The organism is Listeria monocytogenes ATCC 19117 (assembly GCF_000307025.1).
Lineage (GTDB): Bacteria > Bacillota > Bacilli > Lactobacillales > Listeriaceae > Listeria > Listeria monocytogenes_B.
In genome coordinates this window covers 1,129,889-1,146,990 of record NC_018584.1, presented here as the reverse complement: position 1 = coordinate 1,146,990, position 17,102 = coordinate 1,129,889, and the positions used below count along the sequence as shown (strand labels likewise).

Sequence of the window (17,102 nt, the reverse complement as noted above, 5' to 3'; positions counted from 1 at the left end):
AATTTGAATTAACTATTCAATTTCACAATGATATCATTTATACTTGCTTCAATTTCATCCAAAGAAACTAAATACCATTCTTTAGGATTTTCAATTTTTCCATTTGCTGTTGGGATAGAGATTTGTATTTGCTTAGCTTCAAATCTATGATGAATGACTGTTTCAAGTTTCCGACCACTAAAGTTTTGAACTTCCCATGTTGCAACAATTTTCACAGGTGCATATAGGTAAGTCGCTTCATTTTTAGCATTAGCAATTCGTTTTTCAACACTTCCAGCAGCAAAACCAATTTTATAAAGACTTTTATATTGTAATATTTCAGGATTTGAGCTAAGAGATCTGACTACATAAATATATCCAGTAGTCAGATATTCAGCAACTCTTTCTTCAACGGTTGTGTCTCCCATAACATCACTCATTACTTCGGTTACCATTCGACCATGACGAGTTCTGTCAAAGAGATTTGATGCAAATGATCTCAGTAAAATCCCTTTGTTTTCAGTTCCATTTTCATAAATAAGATGAAGCTTTGCGTTACGATGACCATGTTTATCTTCATAATAATTACCTACGGATAGGATGTAAAGCAGAATCCCATTATCAATATAAAACTTACCTGGTTTAATGTTGTTTTCAGTATCAACAGGAATTATTTTTCTAGTGCCATTTGCGATTTCTTTTTGAACAAGCCTAAATAGAGGTTCATATCGTTCGAAATGGCTAGCATGTTTCCGAACGCTATATTTATCAGCTGCGCTAATTGTTCTCTTATATCTTGACAAGTCAAGCAGTGAATCAACTTTATCTTTTTTCTCAAAAAGTGTATCATCATTAAGAATATCATCAAGAGATTTTGGACTTTTTATCGAATTTTCTAAAACCGTATTTTTACTATCAAGCAAGTTAAGTTCATCAATCTCAGCGAACTTCTTTATCATTTCTGGCTTGTCACGATAGCCTTTAAGTCTGGAAAATATTTTTCTTTCGGTCATATCACGAGATTTTTCTGGTTCTTTTCCATCATGATTTTTTATCCATTCGATAATCTCTTGAAATTTTTCAAGTTCTGGGTCAATTCGCTTAACTTGTTTCTTAGGAGTTTCAGCTATTAATTCATCAAAGATTGGGTCAGAAAAAATATCCTTAAGATTAAGCTTGTCCATCTTGTCTCTCTCTTCTTAGTTGCTCCAAACGTAATAAAGCATAGGCTAATCTTTGCTCGTATTGATCTGAACTAGACTTATCTGGAATTCTACCATTTTCATTTTTAAATTGAACAATTTGAGGATACAACATAACTAATTCATCTTCAGAAAAAGTGAATTTTATACCATCCATATAATCTTGGATAAAGCGTAAAGTTGGTGCATCAATTTCCTTTGAAATAACCTCATAGGCACGCTGGAAGGGATTTACTTCATCAATCAAATCAATTGCAATTTCATCAATATTTATAAATTTATTCGCCATTCTAAGAAATTGATTCCCGCCTGTTCCTTCTTCATGTTCCGCAGACTGAATGACAGCTTGTGCAACTAAGTGCTGACGAACTTCCTCAGTCTCATCATTTGACAAATCAGGATAGGTATTCATTATCACTCGCAGTACAAGTTGCTTATTAATCACTTTTGCACTTACACCGGCAGCAATAGCTTGCTGAATTTGACTGTCTTGTAAAATAGTCGCTTTCAAGTCATTCAAATCGTTTTGAATAATATTTTTTGAACGCTCAGTACTGGTCTCTTTTAAACCTTTGATGAATATTTCTGTTCCTTTTGATTTTTGGTCATCATTATCTTTACGCTTAAAGTTAAAGTTTGGAGCTAATACAGATTCCATCAAAAGACTTGCAGTGATTGCTTTCATGACATTATTAACCGCAAACATGACCTCATCATCTTGAGCATCTGGTTGAGCAATTAAATTGGTAAATTGTGCATGAGTTTTATTTGAACTATCACGAGTCACGCGCCCAATAATTTGCACAACTTCAGTTAATGAATTACGATAACCAATTGTTAAAGCATATTCTGCGAAAGGCCAGTCAAATCCCTCTTTTGCCATACCAAGTGCAATAATAATGTCCAAGTCATCTAGTTTAGACATATTTCGGATATATTCTTGAACTTTTTCACGACCTTCTTCATTAACCAAATCAGCAATTTTTAATACTCGTCCATATTTTCCAGTTAGTAGCCAAATCCCTGATTTTTCATCAAATTTTGCATCACCTAATTCTTCTAGAATACGGTCAACTTCATCATATTTATCTTTGGTGGATTCGCCGGAATTTACATTTGGAATATGAATAATTGTTTTCTTTGAGGTATCCAAAACTTCTGAAAGTGCATCAGTATAACGACCTCGATAAAAGCTATAGCCCATTGCAAAACTCTTTAGATATTTATAACCTTCAAGTTGTTCAAAATAAGTATAGGTTGCCTTATCAAATTTTTGCTCATCAGTAGACTCTAAAATTGGTACTGAATCACCTCGAAAGTAGGAACCTGTCATTGCAATGATATGCGCAGAAGAATTTCCCATAATTTTACGCATCGCATTACCAAGAACAGAATTATCATCTTGTGATACATGATGAAACTCATCAATGGCAAGTAAAACATTGTCAAAGTCAGAATCATTCAATTTTTCAAAAGCAAAACGTAGAGTCGCGTGGGTGCAAACCATAATATTATCTTCTGAGTTTGTTGAACGAATAAAATTAACAAACTGAGACACTTTACTTTCACTTGTTCCACGATCCATGAGATTGTTTTTGGGATTAATAATCCAATCAGAGAAGAAGCCGAATTTTGCTAGTTCTGTGGTTTGAAAAGATTTTCCAATTGAACGTTCTGGAACTGCAATAATTACTTTTTTTATGCCTTGATTTGCGAGCTTATCCAAAGCTACAAACATCAAAGCGCGTGATTTCCCTGATGCAGGGGGAGCTTTAACTAATAGATATTGAGATGTACGTTTTTCATAGACACGCGCCTGCATCTCACGCATTCCTAACGCATTTGTATTTTGGCTTTGTCCAGTACCATTATAATTAATTTCAAAAATATTTGATGTCATTTTTTCTCCTCATTTACCATTTCTTGATAAAGCTTCAACAGTACATTCAATCGTTCCTCATCGGATTTGAAAGGTTCTTGCTTATAAGCACGTTCCACAATGCCGTCAATCTTTTCGTGTGCTTCGCGTAATCTTGCGTTCATAGGTTTATTCGCGCCACCATATAGCTCAGCAAGTGTACCACCTTCTTCCTCACGGACATCCAGCATCTCTAAAACGGCTTCTTCAAGGACATTTTTACGTTGGGTTGAAAGCTTGGAAATTGGGAAAGTATTGTAAACCATGCCTGCTGAATAGCGATAATCCGTTTTCATTTTCCCACCAACTGAGCGAAGCCAAGTCATATGCATGCGAGATTGTAGGATACCGAGGAGCCAGATCGGGGCACCGTAGACTGCCACCGCAGAGTCTGAGGCCACTGATCGATCTGTGAAATATCCCATTGGCACATATTCACGAGACTCTGATGATGTCCTCGGGATTAGTATATAATCTTTATCTTCATATCTGCATTCCCCAAAGCGATAAGGATATTTTGATAGTTCTTTAGTGGAATTCCTTTTACTATTTTGCCGATATTCCTTTACAGCAGTTGTTCTTTTTATTATTAATTGGTTATCTGCGTACTTCTCAAAATCTTTTTTGGTCATCCATAAAGCATACCTATAACTACCATCTATAAAATCTTTTCCGCCAATGAATTTTTTTATAACTGCTCCCAAATCAGGATATTTATCAATAATTTCAAAATACTCAATAGTATTAAAGATCAAATTTCCATTATCATTAGCCATACTTCCATAATCAACTATTGGTATATCAGATATAGGGCTTTTTTTTTCTGAAACTAGAATATTTTCTCCGTCTACCAAGTAAGCATTTATACTCTTTACGGTTCTTGCAACCTCAGTTTCATCAAATAAATATTTAATCTCACTTGCCTCAATTGGGCAAATTCCAATAATTGCAACTGTAACACCTGCATTATTGCTTGCACTGTTAGCCCATTTAAATGAAGTGTAAGCAAAATTTATTTCAACATTGTATTTAAATATTTCATTCCAAAGTACGGCAACCTGCTGTCCTTGGTTGATAGAGTTAGTAGTGACGAATGCAAGTTTTGCATTGGCTTGGTGAATAAATTTAGCTCCTTTGATAAACCAACCAGAAATATAATCTAACTGTCGATGATTATGAACATTTAAAAACAAAGTATCTATTTCCTGCTTTTGATCTTCAGTTTGTCGTTTGCTACCAATATATGGTGGATTTCCCATAATATAGACTTCATCTTTTGCCTCGTGTGTGAGAACTTTATTCCAATCCATGTGCAAGGCGTTACCGTGTACAATATTTCCTGATTCTTGAAGAGGAAAGATTCTAGGTTGATAGTCAGCTAAAGATTCCATCATTTCTACATTCATTTGATGTTCAGCAATATAAAGAGAAAGTCTAGCTACCTCATGCGCAAAATCATCAAGCTCAATACCTGAGAATTGGTTGAGCCTTATCTTAGATCGTTTGAGTAATTCTCCTTGATAAACATCCTTTTCATTTAAAGCTTCCTGAATTTCACGGATTTTAACAAGGATTTGGATTTCAAGTCTTCGAAGCTCTATGTAGGTAATAATCAAAAAGTTGCCAGAACCACAGGCAGGGTCTAAGAACTTAATTTTACTCATTCGCTCAAGCAAGCGACCCAGTTGTTTGATAATATCTCGTTGTTGTTCTCGTCTTTGTTTTTCGGTAATATCACGGTCTTTGTAATCATCTGCACGGTCAGATAGCCTTTGGTACTCTGCTTGAATATTATCCCAAAATAGTGGTTTAATCACTTTCATGATATTTGGCACACTCGTGTAGTGCATGCCTGAGACTTGACGTTCTTCTTTGTTTGCAACAGTTTGAATCATTGCCCCCAAAATATCAGGATTGATCTCATTCCAATTGAGCAATTCTCCAGCTTCGATGAGTAGTTTCCGGGTAAAGGTGCTAAAGTTTAAATCATGATGTGGTTCTTTGAAAAGGTTGCCATTAACGTATGGAAATTCTTTCAACCAATCAGGCATATCGTATCGTTGTTTTTCGGGCACATCTAAAATTAAAAATAATTCTTTGATGACTGAATTTAGATTACTTCCATCGGTTTCAGTTCTTATTTTAAGAATATTAGTAAAAGAACCTTTAGTGATAATTTCTGTATCTTCAGAGAAGTACAAGAAAAGTGAACGAATTAGAAATAGGTTGAAGGATTTGCCGTCAGTTTCTTTTTTTGCAAGCTCTGGATTGATTTTGACCAATTCATCATAAAGTTTTGTGAAACGCTCCGCCGCTTTTATATCCGCTGGGTTTTCTTTTTGGTAATCTACTTTCTCAATTCCATTCCATGCAAGGAAAAACTCTGCAGAAGTTGGTAAATCTTCAAAGTGAATAGCAAGAGAATCATTAGTTTTTGTATCTTTAGCATAAAGCATTTCAAAATCAGTTGTGATGAGATAGCGAGGTTTTTTATTTTGCGATACAATTTCTTGCTCGATTTCATCAATAGCGCGTAGTGGATTATTTTCAACTTTTCGATAACGAACTTTATTTCGAATCAAAAAATCACCTTTACTGGATCCTGCACGTGTGGTACTTGTTTTAGGAATATCAAAAAGTCCTAAAAACTCTTCAATAAAAGTTTCTTCATTTAAATTTTCAATTATTATTTTAGCTCTATCTTCAATTTCCGTGATAGATAATAAATTTTTCTTTGGCATTTGATCTACAGTCCTTTATTCAGCTAGTATTATAATAATTATAACAAAATTTGTAAGTTTTTCTAGTATTGATTGAAGAAGAAGCGATATTATTTTTAATAGCTAACAAAAAAAATGCCTTTATCACTATATGATAAAAGCATTTTTTTAACCTCACTAATTTTTGGCGGGGAACCAATTAATTTTAACTAAAAACAACCTTCCTATAAATCGTAAATCCCTATTAAATCAGCGTAAAAATGGCATTTTATTTTATTCATTACTCCCACTCAACCGTAGCTGGTGGTTTACTCGTAATATCATAAACAACACGATTCACGTGATCCACTTCATTCACAATCCGTACCGAAATTTTCTCCAGTACATCCCACGGAATACGTGCCCAATCGGCTGTCATACCATCAATACTCGTCACCGCACGAACAACCACAGTATGGTCATATGTTCTGCCATCACCCATAACACCAACGCTACGGATATTTGGAAGAGCAGTAAAGTATTGCCAGATTTCGCGTTCTAGACCTGCGTTTTTGATTTCTTCACGCAAGATGTAATCAGAATCGCGGACAATCTCTAATTTCTCTTCCGTAATTTCGCCAAGAACGCGGATTCCTAAGCCTGGGCCTGGGAATGGTTGGCGCCAAACGATTGCGTCAGGCATGCCAAGTTCTGTTCCTAGTGCGCGAACTTCATCTTTGAAAAGTGTATTTAATGGTTCGATTAGTTTAAATTGCATATCTTCTGGTAAGCCGCCTACATTGTGGTGAGACTTGATTGTTTGGGCAGTTGCTGTACCACTTTCGATGATGTCTGTGTAAAGTGTTCCTTGAGCTAGGAATTCTACGCCGTCTAGTTTGTTAGCTTCATCGTCGAATACGTAAATGAATTCGTTACCGATGATTTTACGTTTTTGCTCTGGGTCAGAAACGCCAGCAAGTTTGTCCATGAAGCGTTTTTTCGCATCTACTTTGATGATGTTCATGTTGAATTCGCCTTGTAATGTTGCCATTACTTGGTCAGCTTCCCCTTTGCGAAGAAGGCCATGGTCTACGAAAATACAAGTTAGTTGGTCGCCGATTGCTTTATGAATTAACACACCAACAACAGAGGAATCTACGCCGCCAGAAAGGGCAAGCAAGACTTTTTTGTCGCCTACGATTTCTTGGATTTTAGCAATTTCTACTTCACTAAAGTTCTCCATTGTCCAGTCGCCTTTACAGCCACAAACATTTAATGCAAAATTCTTCAGTAATTCGTTGCCGTAAACTGAGTGACGTACTTCTGGGTGGAATTGCACGCCGTAAAGTGAACGTTCTTCGTCCGCAATACCTGCAATTGGGCAAGATTTACTAGTAATTGTTACTTCAAAACCAGCAGGCTCCTCAACGACTAAATCGCCGTGACTCATCCAAACAACTTGATCGGTTGGTAGTCCAGCAAATAAACGGTTTGGCTTCTCAACGTGAATGTCCGCTTTCCCGTATTCGCGGTCTTTCGCACGTTCTACTTTGCCACCGAAGTGCGTTGTCATTAATTGCATGCCGTAACAAATTCCCAAAATCGGAATTCCCATGTCAAGGATTCTTTCGTCAGCGCGGAAGGCATCTTCGTCATACACACTGTTAGGTCCTCCTGAAAAAATAATCCCCGTTGGATTTAGTGCTTTCATTTCTTCAACTGTAATAGTATGCGGATGTAATTCACTATACACACCGAACTCACGAATGCGGCGCGTAATTAGTTGATTGTACTGACTACCAAAATCTAGAACGATAATTTTCTCTTGCTCGGTAAAGTCTTTCATAATTTTAAACAAAACCACCCTTATCTATAAAATGAAACCGCAAAATCGCGGTTACTTCACAATAATATAAGAAAAGGACAAATCACTTGTCCTTTTCATCTTCTTTCATTTTAACGTTTCCCCTCTAAAGTTGCAACACCTTATTTGGAATTTTTCGCATCCATTAAGGCTAGACCTTGCGTGAGAATCTTATCTCCACGCATCCGACCGAAATCGAGTGAATCAATATTAGCGCAAGGAATACTTAGTTCGCCTAATACTTCCTCCACTGTTTTGTACATATATTTCACTTGTGGTGCTACTAAAACCGCGTCAACCTGTTCTTTATAATCACGGAATTTCCCAGCTGTAATTGCGCCGACTGGTCCCATCACGACAACCAAATCCCGCTCGCTGTATTTTTCACGAAAACTATCTTTATATTTCACATCATCTGGAAATAGTAGAACAGCGTCCATTCCTTCTGACGTCGCGCTTTTCACGACATTTTGCGCCATTAAACTCGACGTCGCACCACCAGCACAAACAATCATCAACGTTTTCATTTCTCATCCCTCCAAAAAATGATTCCAGGAGAGCCCCAGAATCATTCTTGTTGTTAAAATTATATGCCTTTTCCACCGAGTATGTCTAATTCTTGTATTTGTTTTATTTCTTTTATCATCGGTTTTGCGCGTGCAATGGTTTCTTGTACAGCTGGGTTATCAAGTGATGCTGCATGATGCCCTTTGTCGACCCAAATTTCAGAAACAAACACCGTGTCTGGCTCGGTTTCAGATTCGCTGACAATATACTGAATACACGTGTTGTAATCATCCAATCCTTCAGCCGCTTCAAGCAAAATTTTCACTAAATTATCTTTTTCTCCTGGATGTGTATAAAATGCAGTTAATAAACCATAACCAACTTTCATTTAAACAGCCTCCTATTTCCAGAAATCGTCAAATATAGTAATTGCCATATGGCGTTTATGTTCGGTTTTAATAAACCAGTTCTCAATTTTTGCTGCAGCATCTGCTGGAACTTCCTTACCTTCCAAGTAATCGTCAATTTGGTCATAAGTCACACCAAGCGCGACCTCATCAGGAAGTGCCGGTTTATTATCTTCTAAATCTGCTGTCGGTTTTTTCAAATATAGATGTTCTGGGCAGCCAAGCTCTTTAAGAAGCGCCTTGCCTTGTCTTTTATTCAAGCGGAATAGTGGATTAATATCCGTTCCACCGTCGCCGTATTTCGTATAAAAGCCAGTAACTGCTTCTGCGGAGTGATCGGTTCCAACTACTACGCCTTTATGCATCGCTGCAATTGCGTATTGTACTTTCATCCGTTCGCGCGCTTTTTCGTTACCTTTAGCGAAATCAGATAGTTCCACTCCCGCTTCCGCAAGCGCCGCAACACTCGCATCCACTGAAGCTTTAATATTTACGGTTAAACGATTATCTGGTTCCATAAAGTTCAGTGCATCTTGACGGTCCGATTCATCTAGTTGCGTTCCGTATGGCAAGCTCACAGCGAAGAATTGGTACTCATCGTCACCCGTTTCTGCTCGCATTTCGCTTATCGCCATCTGTGCTAGTTTTCCTGTTAAAGTCGAATCTTGTCCCCCAGAAATCCCAAGAACAAAGCTTTTTAAGAACGTATTCTTTTTTAAATATGCTTTTAAAAACTCGACACTTTTTCGGATTTCTTCGTGTGCATCAATCGTTTCTGCCACTTGCATATCTGCTAAAATTCTTTCTCTGATTTCCATTATAATTCCTCCTAAAACGGCATATCTAGTTCAACTGGTGAATGAAGCTGGACACTTTTACGTACCTTTTCGATATTACGCATCTTATTTTTCCAACATTTTACACTTAAATCAACTGGGTATTGCTCCGGACGAACTGTTCGTTTGTACTCGTCCCAAAGTAGCGCCAAGTTCTCTTCTTTATATGCTTTAATTTCATCTAGTGAAGGCATATCATATACAAGTTCTCCGTTTTGGAAAATCGGTACAAGTAGCTCACGCGCGGTGAAGTTCTCGACTGTTTTCATAATATACGTATGAACTGGGTGGAACATCGTTAGTTTATCCACATTTTCGAGTGATTCGTCCGCTAAAGCAATATAATCGCCTTCCGCTTTCAAGCCATCTTCATTCGTAATAATCCGGTAAACTTTCTTTTTACCAGGAGTCGACACTTTTTCGGTGTTACTCGAAAGTTTAATCGAATCTTGTAAAATATCATTTTCATCAGCAATTGCCGCCATTTTGTAAACGGCACCTAATGCTGGTTGGTCGTAAGCGGTGATTAGTTTTGTGCCAACGCCCCAAGAATCGATTTTTGCTTTTTGCGCTTTTAACGATAAAATAGTATGTTCGTCTAAGTCACTCGAAGCAAAGATTTTTGCTTCTGTAAAACCAGCCTCATCTAACATTTGGCGTGCTTTTTTAGATAAGAAAGCCATATCCCCGCTATCTAAACGAATGCCGATAAAGTTAATTTTATCGCCCATTTCTTTCGCCACTTTAATCGCATTTGGTACGCCAGATTTTAGCGTATCGTATGTATCTACTAAGAAAATCGAATCAAAATGCGTTTTTGCGTAACTTCTAAATGCTTCTAGTTCGTCGCGATAAGCTTGAACCATCGCATGTGCCATCGTACCAGACACAGGAATACCGAAAATTTTTCCAGCGCGAACATTACTCGTCGAATCACAACCGCCGATGTAAGCCGCTCGTGTGCCCCAAATAGCCGCATCCATTTCTTGTGCACGTCTTGTACCGAATTCTGCAAACGTTTCGTCATCAATAACAGAACGGATTCGCGCCGCTTTTGTTGCAATCAGCGTTTGGAAATTCACAATATTAAGCAAAGCTGTTTCAATTAATTGTGCTTCCGCCAAGCTTGCTTCTACTTGAAGGATTGGCTCTGTTTTAAAAACAAATTCCCCTTCTTTCGCAGCAAGAATATTTCCTTTAAATTTAAAATTACGTAAATATTCTAGAAAAGGTCCATCAAAACCAAGTTCGTCGTGTAAATAAGCAATATCCGTTTCTGTAAAACGTAAATTTTGCATATAATGAATAATTCGTTCTAGCCCCGCAAACACAACAAAACCCGAATCAAATGGCATATCTCGGAAAAACACTTCAAATACCGATCTACGCTCATGAAGTCCATCGTCAAAATACGCTTTCATCATATTTAGTTGATATAAGTCTGTATGCAGCGTTAGACTATCATCTTGAAATAAATTTGTCATTTCTTCTGCTCCTATCATAACTAGTTCTTTGCGTTATTATTTATACATAATAATAGCACAAAACAAGCCCACCACCTAATAATTGAACATTACTGGTCTGCCTGTTTTGTGCTACGACTATTTTAAATCATCTTTAATCTTAGAAGTAGAAATACCGTCTGTTCGTGGTAAATAAACGACTTCACAATAAGGTTTTAAGAAGTCAAACTCGCCTTCCCAATCATCACCCATCACAAAAATATCAATATCACGATTTTTAACATCTTCTAATTTTTGTTCCCAGTTACTTTCCGGAATCACTTCGTCGACATATCTAATCGCCTCTAAAATTAATTTGCGATGTTCAAAGTTATGGTATGCTTCTTTGTGTTTGATTCGATTAAATTCATCGGTTGAAATGGCTACAATAAGGTAATCACCTAAAGCTTTTGCTCGTTCTAATAAACGAATATGCCCCCAGTGAATCAAATCAAATGTGCCATATGTAATTACTTTCTTCATCAGCCCACCTACTTTCTTTAGTAGTATATCAAGAAAACAAAAATTTCTCTACTTGTTAGCAGTGCTACTTTTCTAGCTGTTCTTTCAAAAAGGAAACGAAGCGCTCACTAGAATGCCCGTCTGAATATTTATTCCATTTCGCCGCAAAAGCACGAACCATTTCTAAATCGAATGCTTCTTGCTCAATTAGTTGTATTAGTTCCTCTGTTGTATGAACGAATGGCCCCGGAATCGTTGCTAAAAAGCCATCCGACAAACCTCTAGCCTTATCATATTCCTCTAAATCATACGTGAAAAAGATCATTGGTTTTTCTAATAAAGCAAATTCAAATGGAATAGATGAATAATCAGTAATCAATATATCTACGGCTGGTAGTATCGTCTCGATTGGCGTTTCTTTATCCGCATAGACAACAAAATCATCCACTACTTCATCTAAATCATTACTAATAGATGGATGTAATTTTAAAATTAATTGGTACTCATTTCCGAGTGCTTGTTTCATCTTCGCGATATCTAAATGAAGCGTAGTACTATGAAGTTCCTCATCGCGGAACGTCGGCGCATATAATAATTTCTTTTTATTGGAAAGATGTAATTTGGTATTTGTCCTTTCGGCATTTTCTTTCAATTGTTGTTGGTTGAAGAAATTGTCCGTTCTCGGAATTCCTAGCTTCAACATATGCGAATCTTCTAGTAAAAACGACCTTTGGAAAATTGCTGCCATTTCATCCGATCCGACGAGCACTTTTGAAAAACATCTGTACACTTCTTGAAATCTTTTTTTATCGCGCGCGCTTCTTTTTTGCGCTGCTTTATCTTCCCAGCCGAATTTTTTCAATGCCCCATTCGCATGCCAAATTTGAATGCACGTCACATTTTTACGTTCTTTTAATCCAGCTAATTCCACGAAATAATTATCCGTAATGACAACTTTTGCCGTATTCAGATGGAACATTAACGAGATAAAGTGCTTGATTTTTTTTGGCTTTAATTGGATAAAATCAAAATTAAAACCGGTCACATCCACTCTTGGATCATAGAAAACAACCGTTTTTGGCGTAACTTTCATTTCGTTCATTTGCTTTATAATTGCAGTGGAATTTTCCGGAAAGCTAACTAACAGTACCACTTTTTGTTTAACTGGAAAAATCCTCGCCAAACAGCCAGTTATCTTAACAGCAAGCATATAAATATAAATTGCTACTTCTTTCAAAATTCCCACCACCTATTTTTCAGCAAAAACGATTTTCACTGTTTTCTCTGCTGCATGACCATCTTCCCAAGTACAAAACTGCTCCAAAAAGCTGTCTTCTATTTTAGGTGGATTTTCAAGCATTTTTTCAAGTTCACTCATTAATTCTTCATTCGTTTCCACAAGCGGACCAGGAGCATTTTTTTCAAAATCAAAGTAAAAGCCACGTAACGTATCACGATATTCCGCCAAATCATACGTATAAAAAAGCATAGGACGCTGTAAATTCGCATAATCAAAAAATACAGAGGAATAATCAGTAATCAACAAATCACTCACTAAGTATAAATCGCGTATATCTTCATGGTTTGAAGCATCGCGGACAAAATCACCATATTGCGTGAAATCAAAATGTTCCGCGACTAAATAATGCATGCGAACAAGTAAAACAATCTCATTCCCCAATTTTTCTTGCATTTTTGCGATATCGATTTTTAAATCAAATTTATATCTTCCAGCTTCATAAAAATCATTATCACGCCATGTTGGCGCATATAAAACAACTTTTTTCTCTTCTGGGATATTTAGCTCTTTTTTAATATTAGCTATTTTCAGCTCTTTATCGGTACTAAATAAAATATCATTCCGCGGATATCCCGACTCAATCATCTCTCCAGTAAAACCAAATGCCCGTCTAAAAATAGCACTAGAATAAGCATTAGGAGAAATTAAGTAGTCCCATTTCTGTGCTTCTTTTACAAAATCAGCTTTGTACTGTTCCGTTGTTTGCCCTGGAATGTGCACTTCATCAATATCCACGCCTAATTTTTTTAAGGGTGTTCCATGCCAAGTTTGCACATAGATTGTTTTTTTCGGTTTTGGTAGTTCTAAAGGAAGTCTACTATTAGAAATCCAATACTTAGCAAGCCCCATTTTAAATAACCAGCTAATAGAAAAACGTTTAACATAAGGAACTCCGTAAGCTTCAAAAACAGCCACGAATTTTGGATTAACACTCCATAATAATTCGTATTCCGGATTATGCTCCTCCATATATTCATAAATAGCCCGTGGATTACAGCTATATTGCTTACCTGAAAAGCTTTCAAATATCACTAAATCTTTTTTTCGCGGTAAAAATCCCACTAATCTAAACAACAAATAATACACTTTTTGTACTAACTTCATCAGGATACTCCCCCCTGTTTAAACTTTCGCTTTAACGCTCGATTTCGTTTTAATTTCCCTAAGATGCTACTTATGATATTTATGTCGGCGATAGGCGTATCCTTTTCCTCATCTTGATAAAAAAGACGCGCTTTCGTTTGATACGGTTTTAATTTAAATACAGCTTTTTCTACTGTGCCTTTTTCTCTGACAACGACATCCCAAATAGTTTGATTCTCTTTTCGTTTGACTAACCGAGCTGGCATTTCTTTAAAAGACGTGCGAGCAACCCATTTCACGTCATGAATATCCGCTTCTTCTAGAAGTAATTCAATCGCGACTGTTTTGCCGATACGATAATTTTCTTTTACTGTCACAAGTGGAATATCTTGTTTTTCAGCCGTTTCAAATTGCAGCGGCCATCCATTTTGCAAAATCGAGCACATCATTTCTTTTACTACGAGAGGTGTGTCTAATTCCATAATCGTACTTGCTCCGACTTCCTGCAAAATCTTTTGTAATTCTTGCACGAAAATCGCTTGCTCCGACTCGCTTAAAACTTCCCGGAAATAAGTATTTTCTTTATAAAAAAACAATTTTGCATGGTACGCAATTAGATACTTCACATAGGGAATCACTTTGCCATATATTTCTTTCGAGTCAGTTAAATAGGTTTGATATACTTTCTGCAAAAAAGGCGTGTATCGTTCTGGTTTTTTCCAAGACGAACTTACTAAAGAACCTTTTTGCTTTAGATCACGATAGTAATAATACCCCGCATCCGCAATCAAGCCATAGCTCCGATATTTCAGTAAGAACTGGGTAATTAATAACTGATCCTCCGCAAAATAAAGCGACTCATCAAAAGTAAATTCTTTCAAACAATCATAACGTAAAAAAGTACCGCCAATATAAAAATGAATTGCTTCCGGTTCTTTTTCAATATCAGCAACTCGATTTCCATTCGCAAAACGGTAATTTAATTTATGTGGTGAAATTTTTTTCTTACTTCCAAAATCATCTAAGTAATAAAAAGCTGGCACAAGCATAGAAACGTTAGACTCATTTAGAAATGTAACTATACTCGCTAACATATTCTCTGACATTATATCATCGGCGTCTAAAAAACCAACAAAATCAGTATCTTCACTTACATTATGTATTCCGATATTACGCGCTTTTGCCGGTCCACCATTTGGAACGGTCAACACGCGAATATTGTTAGGATATTTTGTAGCGTAACGATTTGCGATAGCGCCACTTCCATCCGTGCTTCCATCATTAATAAGCAGTACTTCCACATGCTTCAAAAAGCTGTAAGACTGCTTAATTATACTATCTATGGATAGTGCTAACCTTTTTTCGGCATTGTAAAAAGGCATTATAATAGCAAATTTCATTCTTTTTCCCTCTCCATATAAAAGCTGGGAAGTTAAGGATTTAGCAAATGACCATCGAATACTTACATTCGATTTTCTTGCTTCCTAAAATACTTTAGCAAACAAATTCATTAGCTTACAGCCTAAACTCCCCAATGTTTTATTATATCTTCCACTCCATAACGCTCTTGCCCCATGGACTGCGTAAATCAGCTTCAAACGCTTCGATTACATCTTGAATGGAATGAACTGTATGAACTTCCCCAACAAGATTTTGCAGATATTCTACCCCACGTTTATTGGTTGATAAGAACTCCACTGTTTTCTCAAAATCAACACGACCGCTACGACTACTTCCATAAACGGTTAGTCCTTTTTCAAGTACCATACGTGAATTAAATTCAATCGGATACTCCGAAACACCAAGTAAGGAAATGGTTCCTTCTGGTTTAATGACATCAATAATTTGACTCACCGCATACTGACTACCCATTCCTCCAGCACATTCGAATGCTTGATCAATAACTAAATCAGCCGGAACATCATCAATTGCATAAGCACCATCCACAAAAGAAAAGAAGTCTAATTTATATGGTGTTTTCCCAAAAATGTAAACTTTGCTATCAGGGTACCAATTTTTTAGTAGTAAAGAAGTGATAAAACCTAAGTTCCCATCACCCCACACACCGAAAGATTCCCGGTTAGCATTACTTTTACCTTCAAAGCGTAAAATAGCGTGAACTGCCACGGAAATCAGTTCTGAGAAAGCAGCTACTTTCATGTTAATATCATCCGGCAGTGCCACCACACGATCACGACGCATGAACACATAATCCTGCATTAAACCATCATAACCACTAGAACGGAATTTACTCGAACGTAAATAGTTCTCAGCAATGACTGGATCATTCTCAAATGGTGTATTTGGAACCATGACAACTTTTGTACCTGGTTTAAATTCTTTCGTTGCATCATAAACAACTTCCCCAACACCTTCATGAATAAGCGCCATTGGAAGTTTTTTAGATAACATTTCTTTCCCTCTAGAACCTGTATAGTAACGTTGATCTGCCGCACAAATAGATAAATGAGTCGGTCGAACAACAACCACATCACCTGTTAATGATTCGTCCACATTGGCAACTTCAAACTGTCTCTCTGACACAAGTCTGTATACTTGATTAATCATTGGCTATCCGCTCCTGAATAATCGCATTCGCTACTTTCAAATCATAAGGCGTCGTAATCTTAATGTTGAAAATTTCACCTTTAACTAATTTCACATCATCGCCAGCAAGCAAACAAATTTTACATGCATCTGTTAGAATTTGTTTTTTCTCTGGTGTTAGATTTTGGTAGTGATTGAATACTTTTTTCATATTGAAGCTTTGCGGTGTTTGTCCTTGATACATGTGATCTCTGACCGGAATATCTGTAATCACCTCATGATTGCTTGATTCAACGATTGTATCAAGTGCTTCAATAACAGTATCTACTGCTCCTGTTTCAAGTGCAGCATCTATATTTTCTTCAATAATACGATGTGTTAAAAATGGACGAACAGCATCATGCGTCACGATAATATCATCATCTGTTAAGCCATATGTTTTTTCCACAAAACGAATACCATTCATAATTGTTTCATTGCGGTCTTCTCCGCCTTCAATGACTACAATACGATCATCAGAAATATACTTTTTAATATTATCCTCAGCGTGGTTCATCCATTCTTTTGGTGAGGAAATAAGAATTTTATCAAATCGAGTATTTAGAATAAATTTTTCAACGGTATGAACAATAATTGGTTTACCATTTAGAGGTAGAAATTGTTTTGGCATGCTAACGTTACCCATCCGCGTACCTTTTCCTCCAGCTAAAATTTGAGCGTATATCATCCTCTAATCTCCTTTAACTGTTTTTTATATTGACATGTTACATTATAACATAAAACTTGTATAACAAAC

At 36.7% G+C, this 17,102-nt stretch carries 14 protein-coding genes; all 14 read right to left on the bottom strand.

The window, feature by feature from the left end:
- Positions 1–8 precede the first annotated feature (8 nt).
- The 14 genes from LMOATCC19117_RS05650 to LMOATCC19117_RS05585 all read right to left on the bottom strand — a co-directional run bounded on the left by LMOATCC19117_RS05650 (position 9) and on the right by LMOATCC19117_RS05585 (position 17,033).
- Positions 9–1,163, bottom strand: coding sequence for a GIY-YIG nuclease family protein (locus LMOATCC19117_RS05650; protein WP_003734754.1), 1,155 nt, complete (start codon positions 1,161–1,163; stop codon positions 9–11).
- Positions 1,150–3,081 (bottom strand): DEAD/DEAH box helicase, encoded by a 1,932-nt coding sequence (locus tag LMOATCC19117_RS05645; protein ID WP_003734753.1) that lies wholly within the window; start codon positions 3,079–3,081, stop codon positions 1,150–1,152. The genes LMOATCC19117_RS05650 and LMOATCC19117_RS05645 overlap by 14 nt, the downstream gene beginning before the upstream one ends.
- Positions 3,078–5,840, bottom strand: coding sequence for a DNA methyltransferase (locus tag LMOATCC19117_RS05640; RefSeq protein WP_003734752.1), 2,763 nt, complete (start codon positions 5,838–5,840; stop codon positions 3,078–3,080). The genes LMOATCC19117_RS05645 and LMOATCC19117_RS05640 overlap by 4 nt, the downstream gene beginning before the upstream one ends.
- Before the next feature lie 259 nt (positions 5,841–6,099).
- Complete coding sequence (gene guaA, locus LMOATCC19117_RS05635) at positions 6,100–7,656, bottom strand: glutamine-hydrolyzing GMP synthase (RefSeq protein WP_003743862.1); 1,557 nt, start codon at positions 7,654–7,656, stop codon at positions 6,100–6,102.
- A gap of 128 nt (positions 7,657–7,784) precedes the next feature.
- Entirely contained in the window at positions 7,785–8,189 is a 405-nt protein-coding gene (locus LMOATCC19117_RS05630; protein WP_003724635.1) for a PTS sugar transporter subunit IIB, read from the bottom strand.
- Between the two features lie 59 nt (positions 8,190–8,248).
- Entirely contained in the window at positions 8,249–8,557 is a 309-nt protein-coding gene (locus tag LMOATCC19117_RS05625) for a putative quinol monooxygenase (protein ID WP_003724634.1), read from the bottom strand.
- A gap of 12 nt (positions 8,558–8,569) precedes the next feature.
- Positions 8,570–9,394, bottom strand: coding sequence for an ammonia-dependent NAD(+) synthetase (gene nadE / locus LMOATCC19117_RS05620; RefSeq protein WP_003727000.1), 825 nt, complete (start codon positions 9,392–9,394; stop codon positions 8,570–8,572).
- An 11-nt stretch (positions 9,395–9,405) separates the two neighbouring features.
- Positions 9,406–10,896, bottom strand: coding sequence for a nicotinate phosphoribosyltransferase (locus LMOATCC19117_RS05615; RefSeq protein ID WP_003721509.1), 1,491 nt, complete (start codon positions 10,894–10,896; stop codon positions 9,406–9,408).
- Between the two features lie 117 nt (positions 10,897–11,013).
- Positions 11,014–11,397: a glycerol-3-phosphate cytidylyltransferase gene (tagD, locus tag LMOATCC19117_RS05610; RefSeq protein WP_003724631.1), complete on the bottom strand. Its 384-nt coding sequence runs from the start codon at positions 11,395–11,397 to the stop codon at positions 11,014–11,016.
- Between the two features lie 64 nt (positions 11,398–11,461).
- The gene (locus tag LMOATCC19117_RS05605) at positions 11,462–12,613 is read right to left on the bottom strand and encodes a CDP-glycerol glycerophosphotransferase family protein (RefSeq protein ID WP_003734750.1); all 1,152 of its coding nucleotides are present in this window, start codon (positions 12,611–12,613) and stop codon (positions 11,462–11,464) included.
- 12 nt (positions 12,614–12,625) lie between these two features.
- A complete protein-coding gene (locus tag LMOATCC19117_RS05600) occupies positions 12,626–13,780 on the bottom strand; it encodes a CDP-glycerol glycerophosphotransferase family protein (RefSeq protein WP_003724629.1) in 1,155 nt (384 codons plus the stop codon).
- Positions 13,780–15,159, bottom strand: a complete 1,380-nt coding sequence (locus LMOATCC19117_RS05595; protein ID WP_003724628.1) for a glycosyltransferase family 2 protein — start codon at positions 15,157–15,159, stop codon at positions 13,780–13,782. The genes LMOATCC19117_RS05600 and LMOATCC19117_RS05595 overlap by 1 nt, the downstream gene beginning before the upstream one ends.
- Positions 15,160–15,301: 142 nt before the next feature.
- Positions 15,302–16,327, bottom strand: coding sequence for a ribitol-5-phosphate dehydrogenase (locus tag LMOATCC19117_RS05590; RefSeq protein WP_003734749.1), 1,026 nt, complete (start codon positions 16,325–16,327; stop codon positions 15,302–15,304).
- A complete protein-coding gene (locus tag LMOATCC19117_RS05585) occupies positions 16,320–17,033 on the bottom strand; it encodes a 2-C-methyl-D-erythritol 4-phosphate cytidylyltransferase (RefSeq protein WP_003724626.1) in 714 nt (237 codons plus the stop codon). The genes LMOATCC19117_RS05590 and LMOATCC19117_RS05585 overlap by 8 nt, the downstream gene beginning before the upstream one ends.
- Between the last annotated feature and the right edge of the window lie 69 nt (positions 17,034–17,102).

Excerpts from the sequence above, each read along its gene's own strand:
- LMOATCC19117_RS05650 (WP_003734754.1), bottom strand. The coding sequence starts at position 1,163 with ATGGACAAGCTTAATCTTAAGGATATTTTTTCTGACCCAATCTTTGAT.
- LMOATCC19117_RS05645 (WP_003734753.1), bottom strand. The coding sequence starts at position 3,081 with ATGACATCAAATATTTTTGAAATTAATTATAATGGTACTGGACAAAGC.
- LMOATCC19117_RS05640 (WP_003734752.1), bottom strand. The coding sequence starts at position 5,840 with ATGCCAAAGAAAAATTTATTATCTATCACGGAAATTGAAGATAGAGCT.
- LMOATCC19117_RS05630 (WP_003724635.1), bottom strand. The coding sequence starts at position 8,189 with ATGAAAACGTTGATGATTGTTTGTGCTGGTGGTGCGACGTCGAGTTTA.
- LMOATCC19117_RS05625 (WP_003724634.1), bottom strand. The coding sequence starts at position 8,557 with ATGAAAGTTGGTTATGGTTTATTAACTGCATTTTATACACATCCAGGA.
- nadE (WP_003727000.1), bottom strand. The coding sequence starts at position 9,394 with ATGGAAATCAGAGAAAGAATTTTAGCAGATATGCAAGTGGCAGAAACG.
- LMOATCC19117_RS05615 (WP_003721509.1), bottom strand. The coding sequence starts at position 10,896 with ATGACAAATTTATTTCAAGATGATAGTCTAACGCTGCATACAGACTTA.
- tagD (WP_003724631.1), bottom strand. The coding sequence starts at position 11,397 with ATGAAGAAAGTAATTACATATGGCACATTTGATTTGATTCACTGGGGG.
- LMOATCC19117_RS05600 (WP_003724629.1), bottom strand. The coding sequence starts at position 13,780 with ATGAAGTTAGTACAAAAAGTGTATTATTTGTTGTTTAGATTAGTGGGA.
- LMOATCC19117_RS05595 (WP_003724628.1), bottom strand. The coding sequence starts at position 15,159 with ATGAAATTTGCTATTATAATGCCTTTTTACAATGCCGAAAAAAGGTTA.
- LMOATCC19117_RS05590 (WP_003734749.1), bottom strand. The coding sequence starts at position 16,327 with ATGATTAATCAAGTATACAGACTTGTGTCAGAGAGACAGTTTGAAGTT.
- LMOATCC19117_RS05585 (WP_003724626.1), bottom strand. The coding sequence starts at position 17,033 with ATGATATACGCTCAAATTTTAGCTGGAGGAAAAGGTACGCGGATGGGT.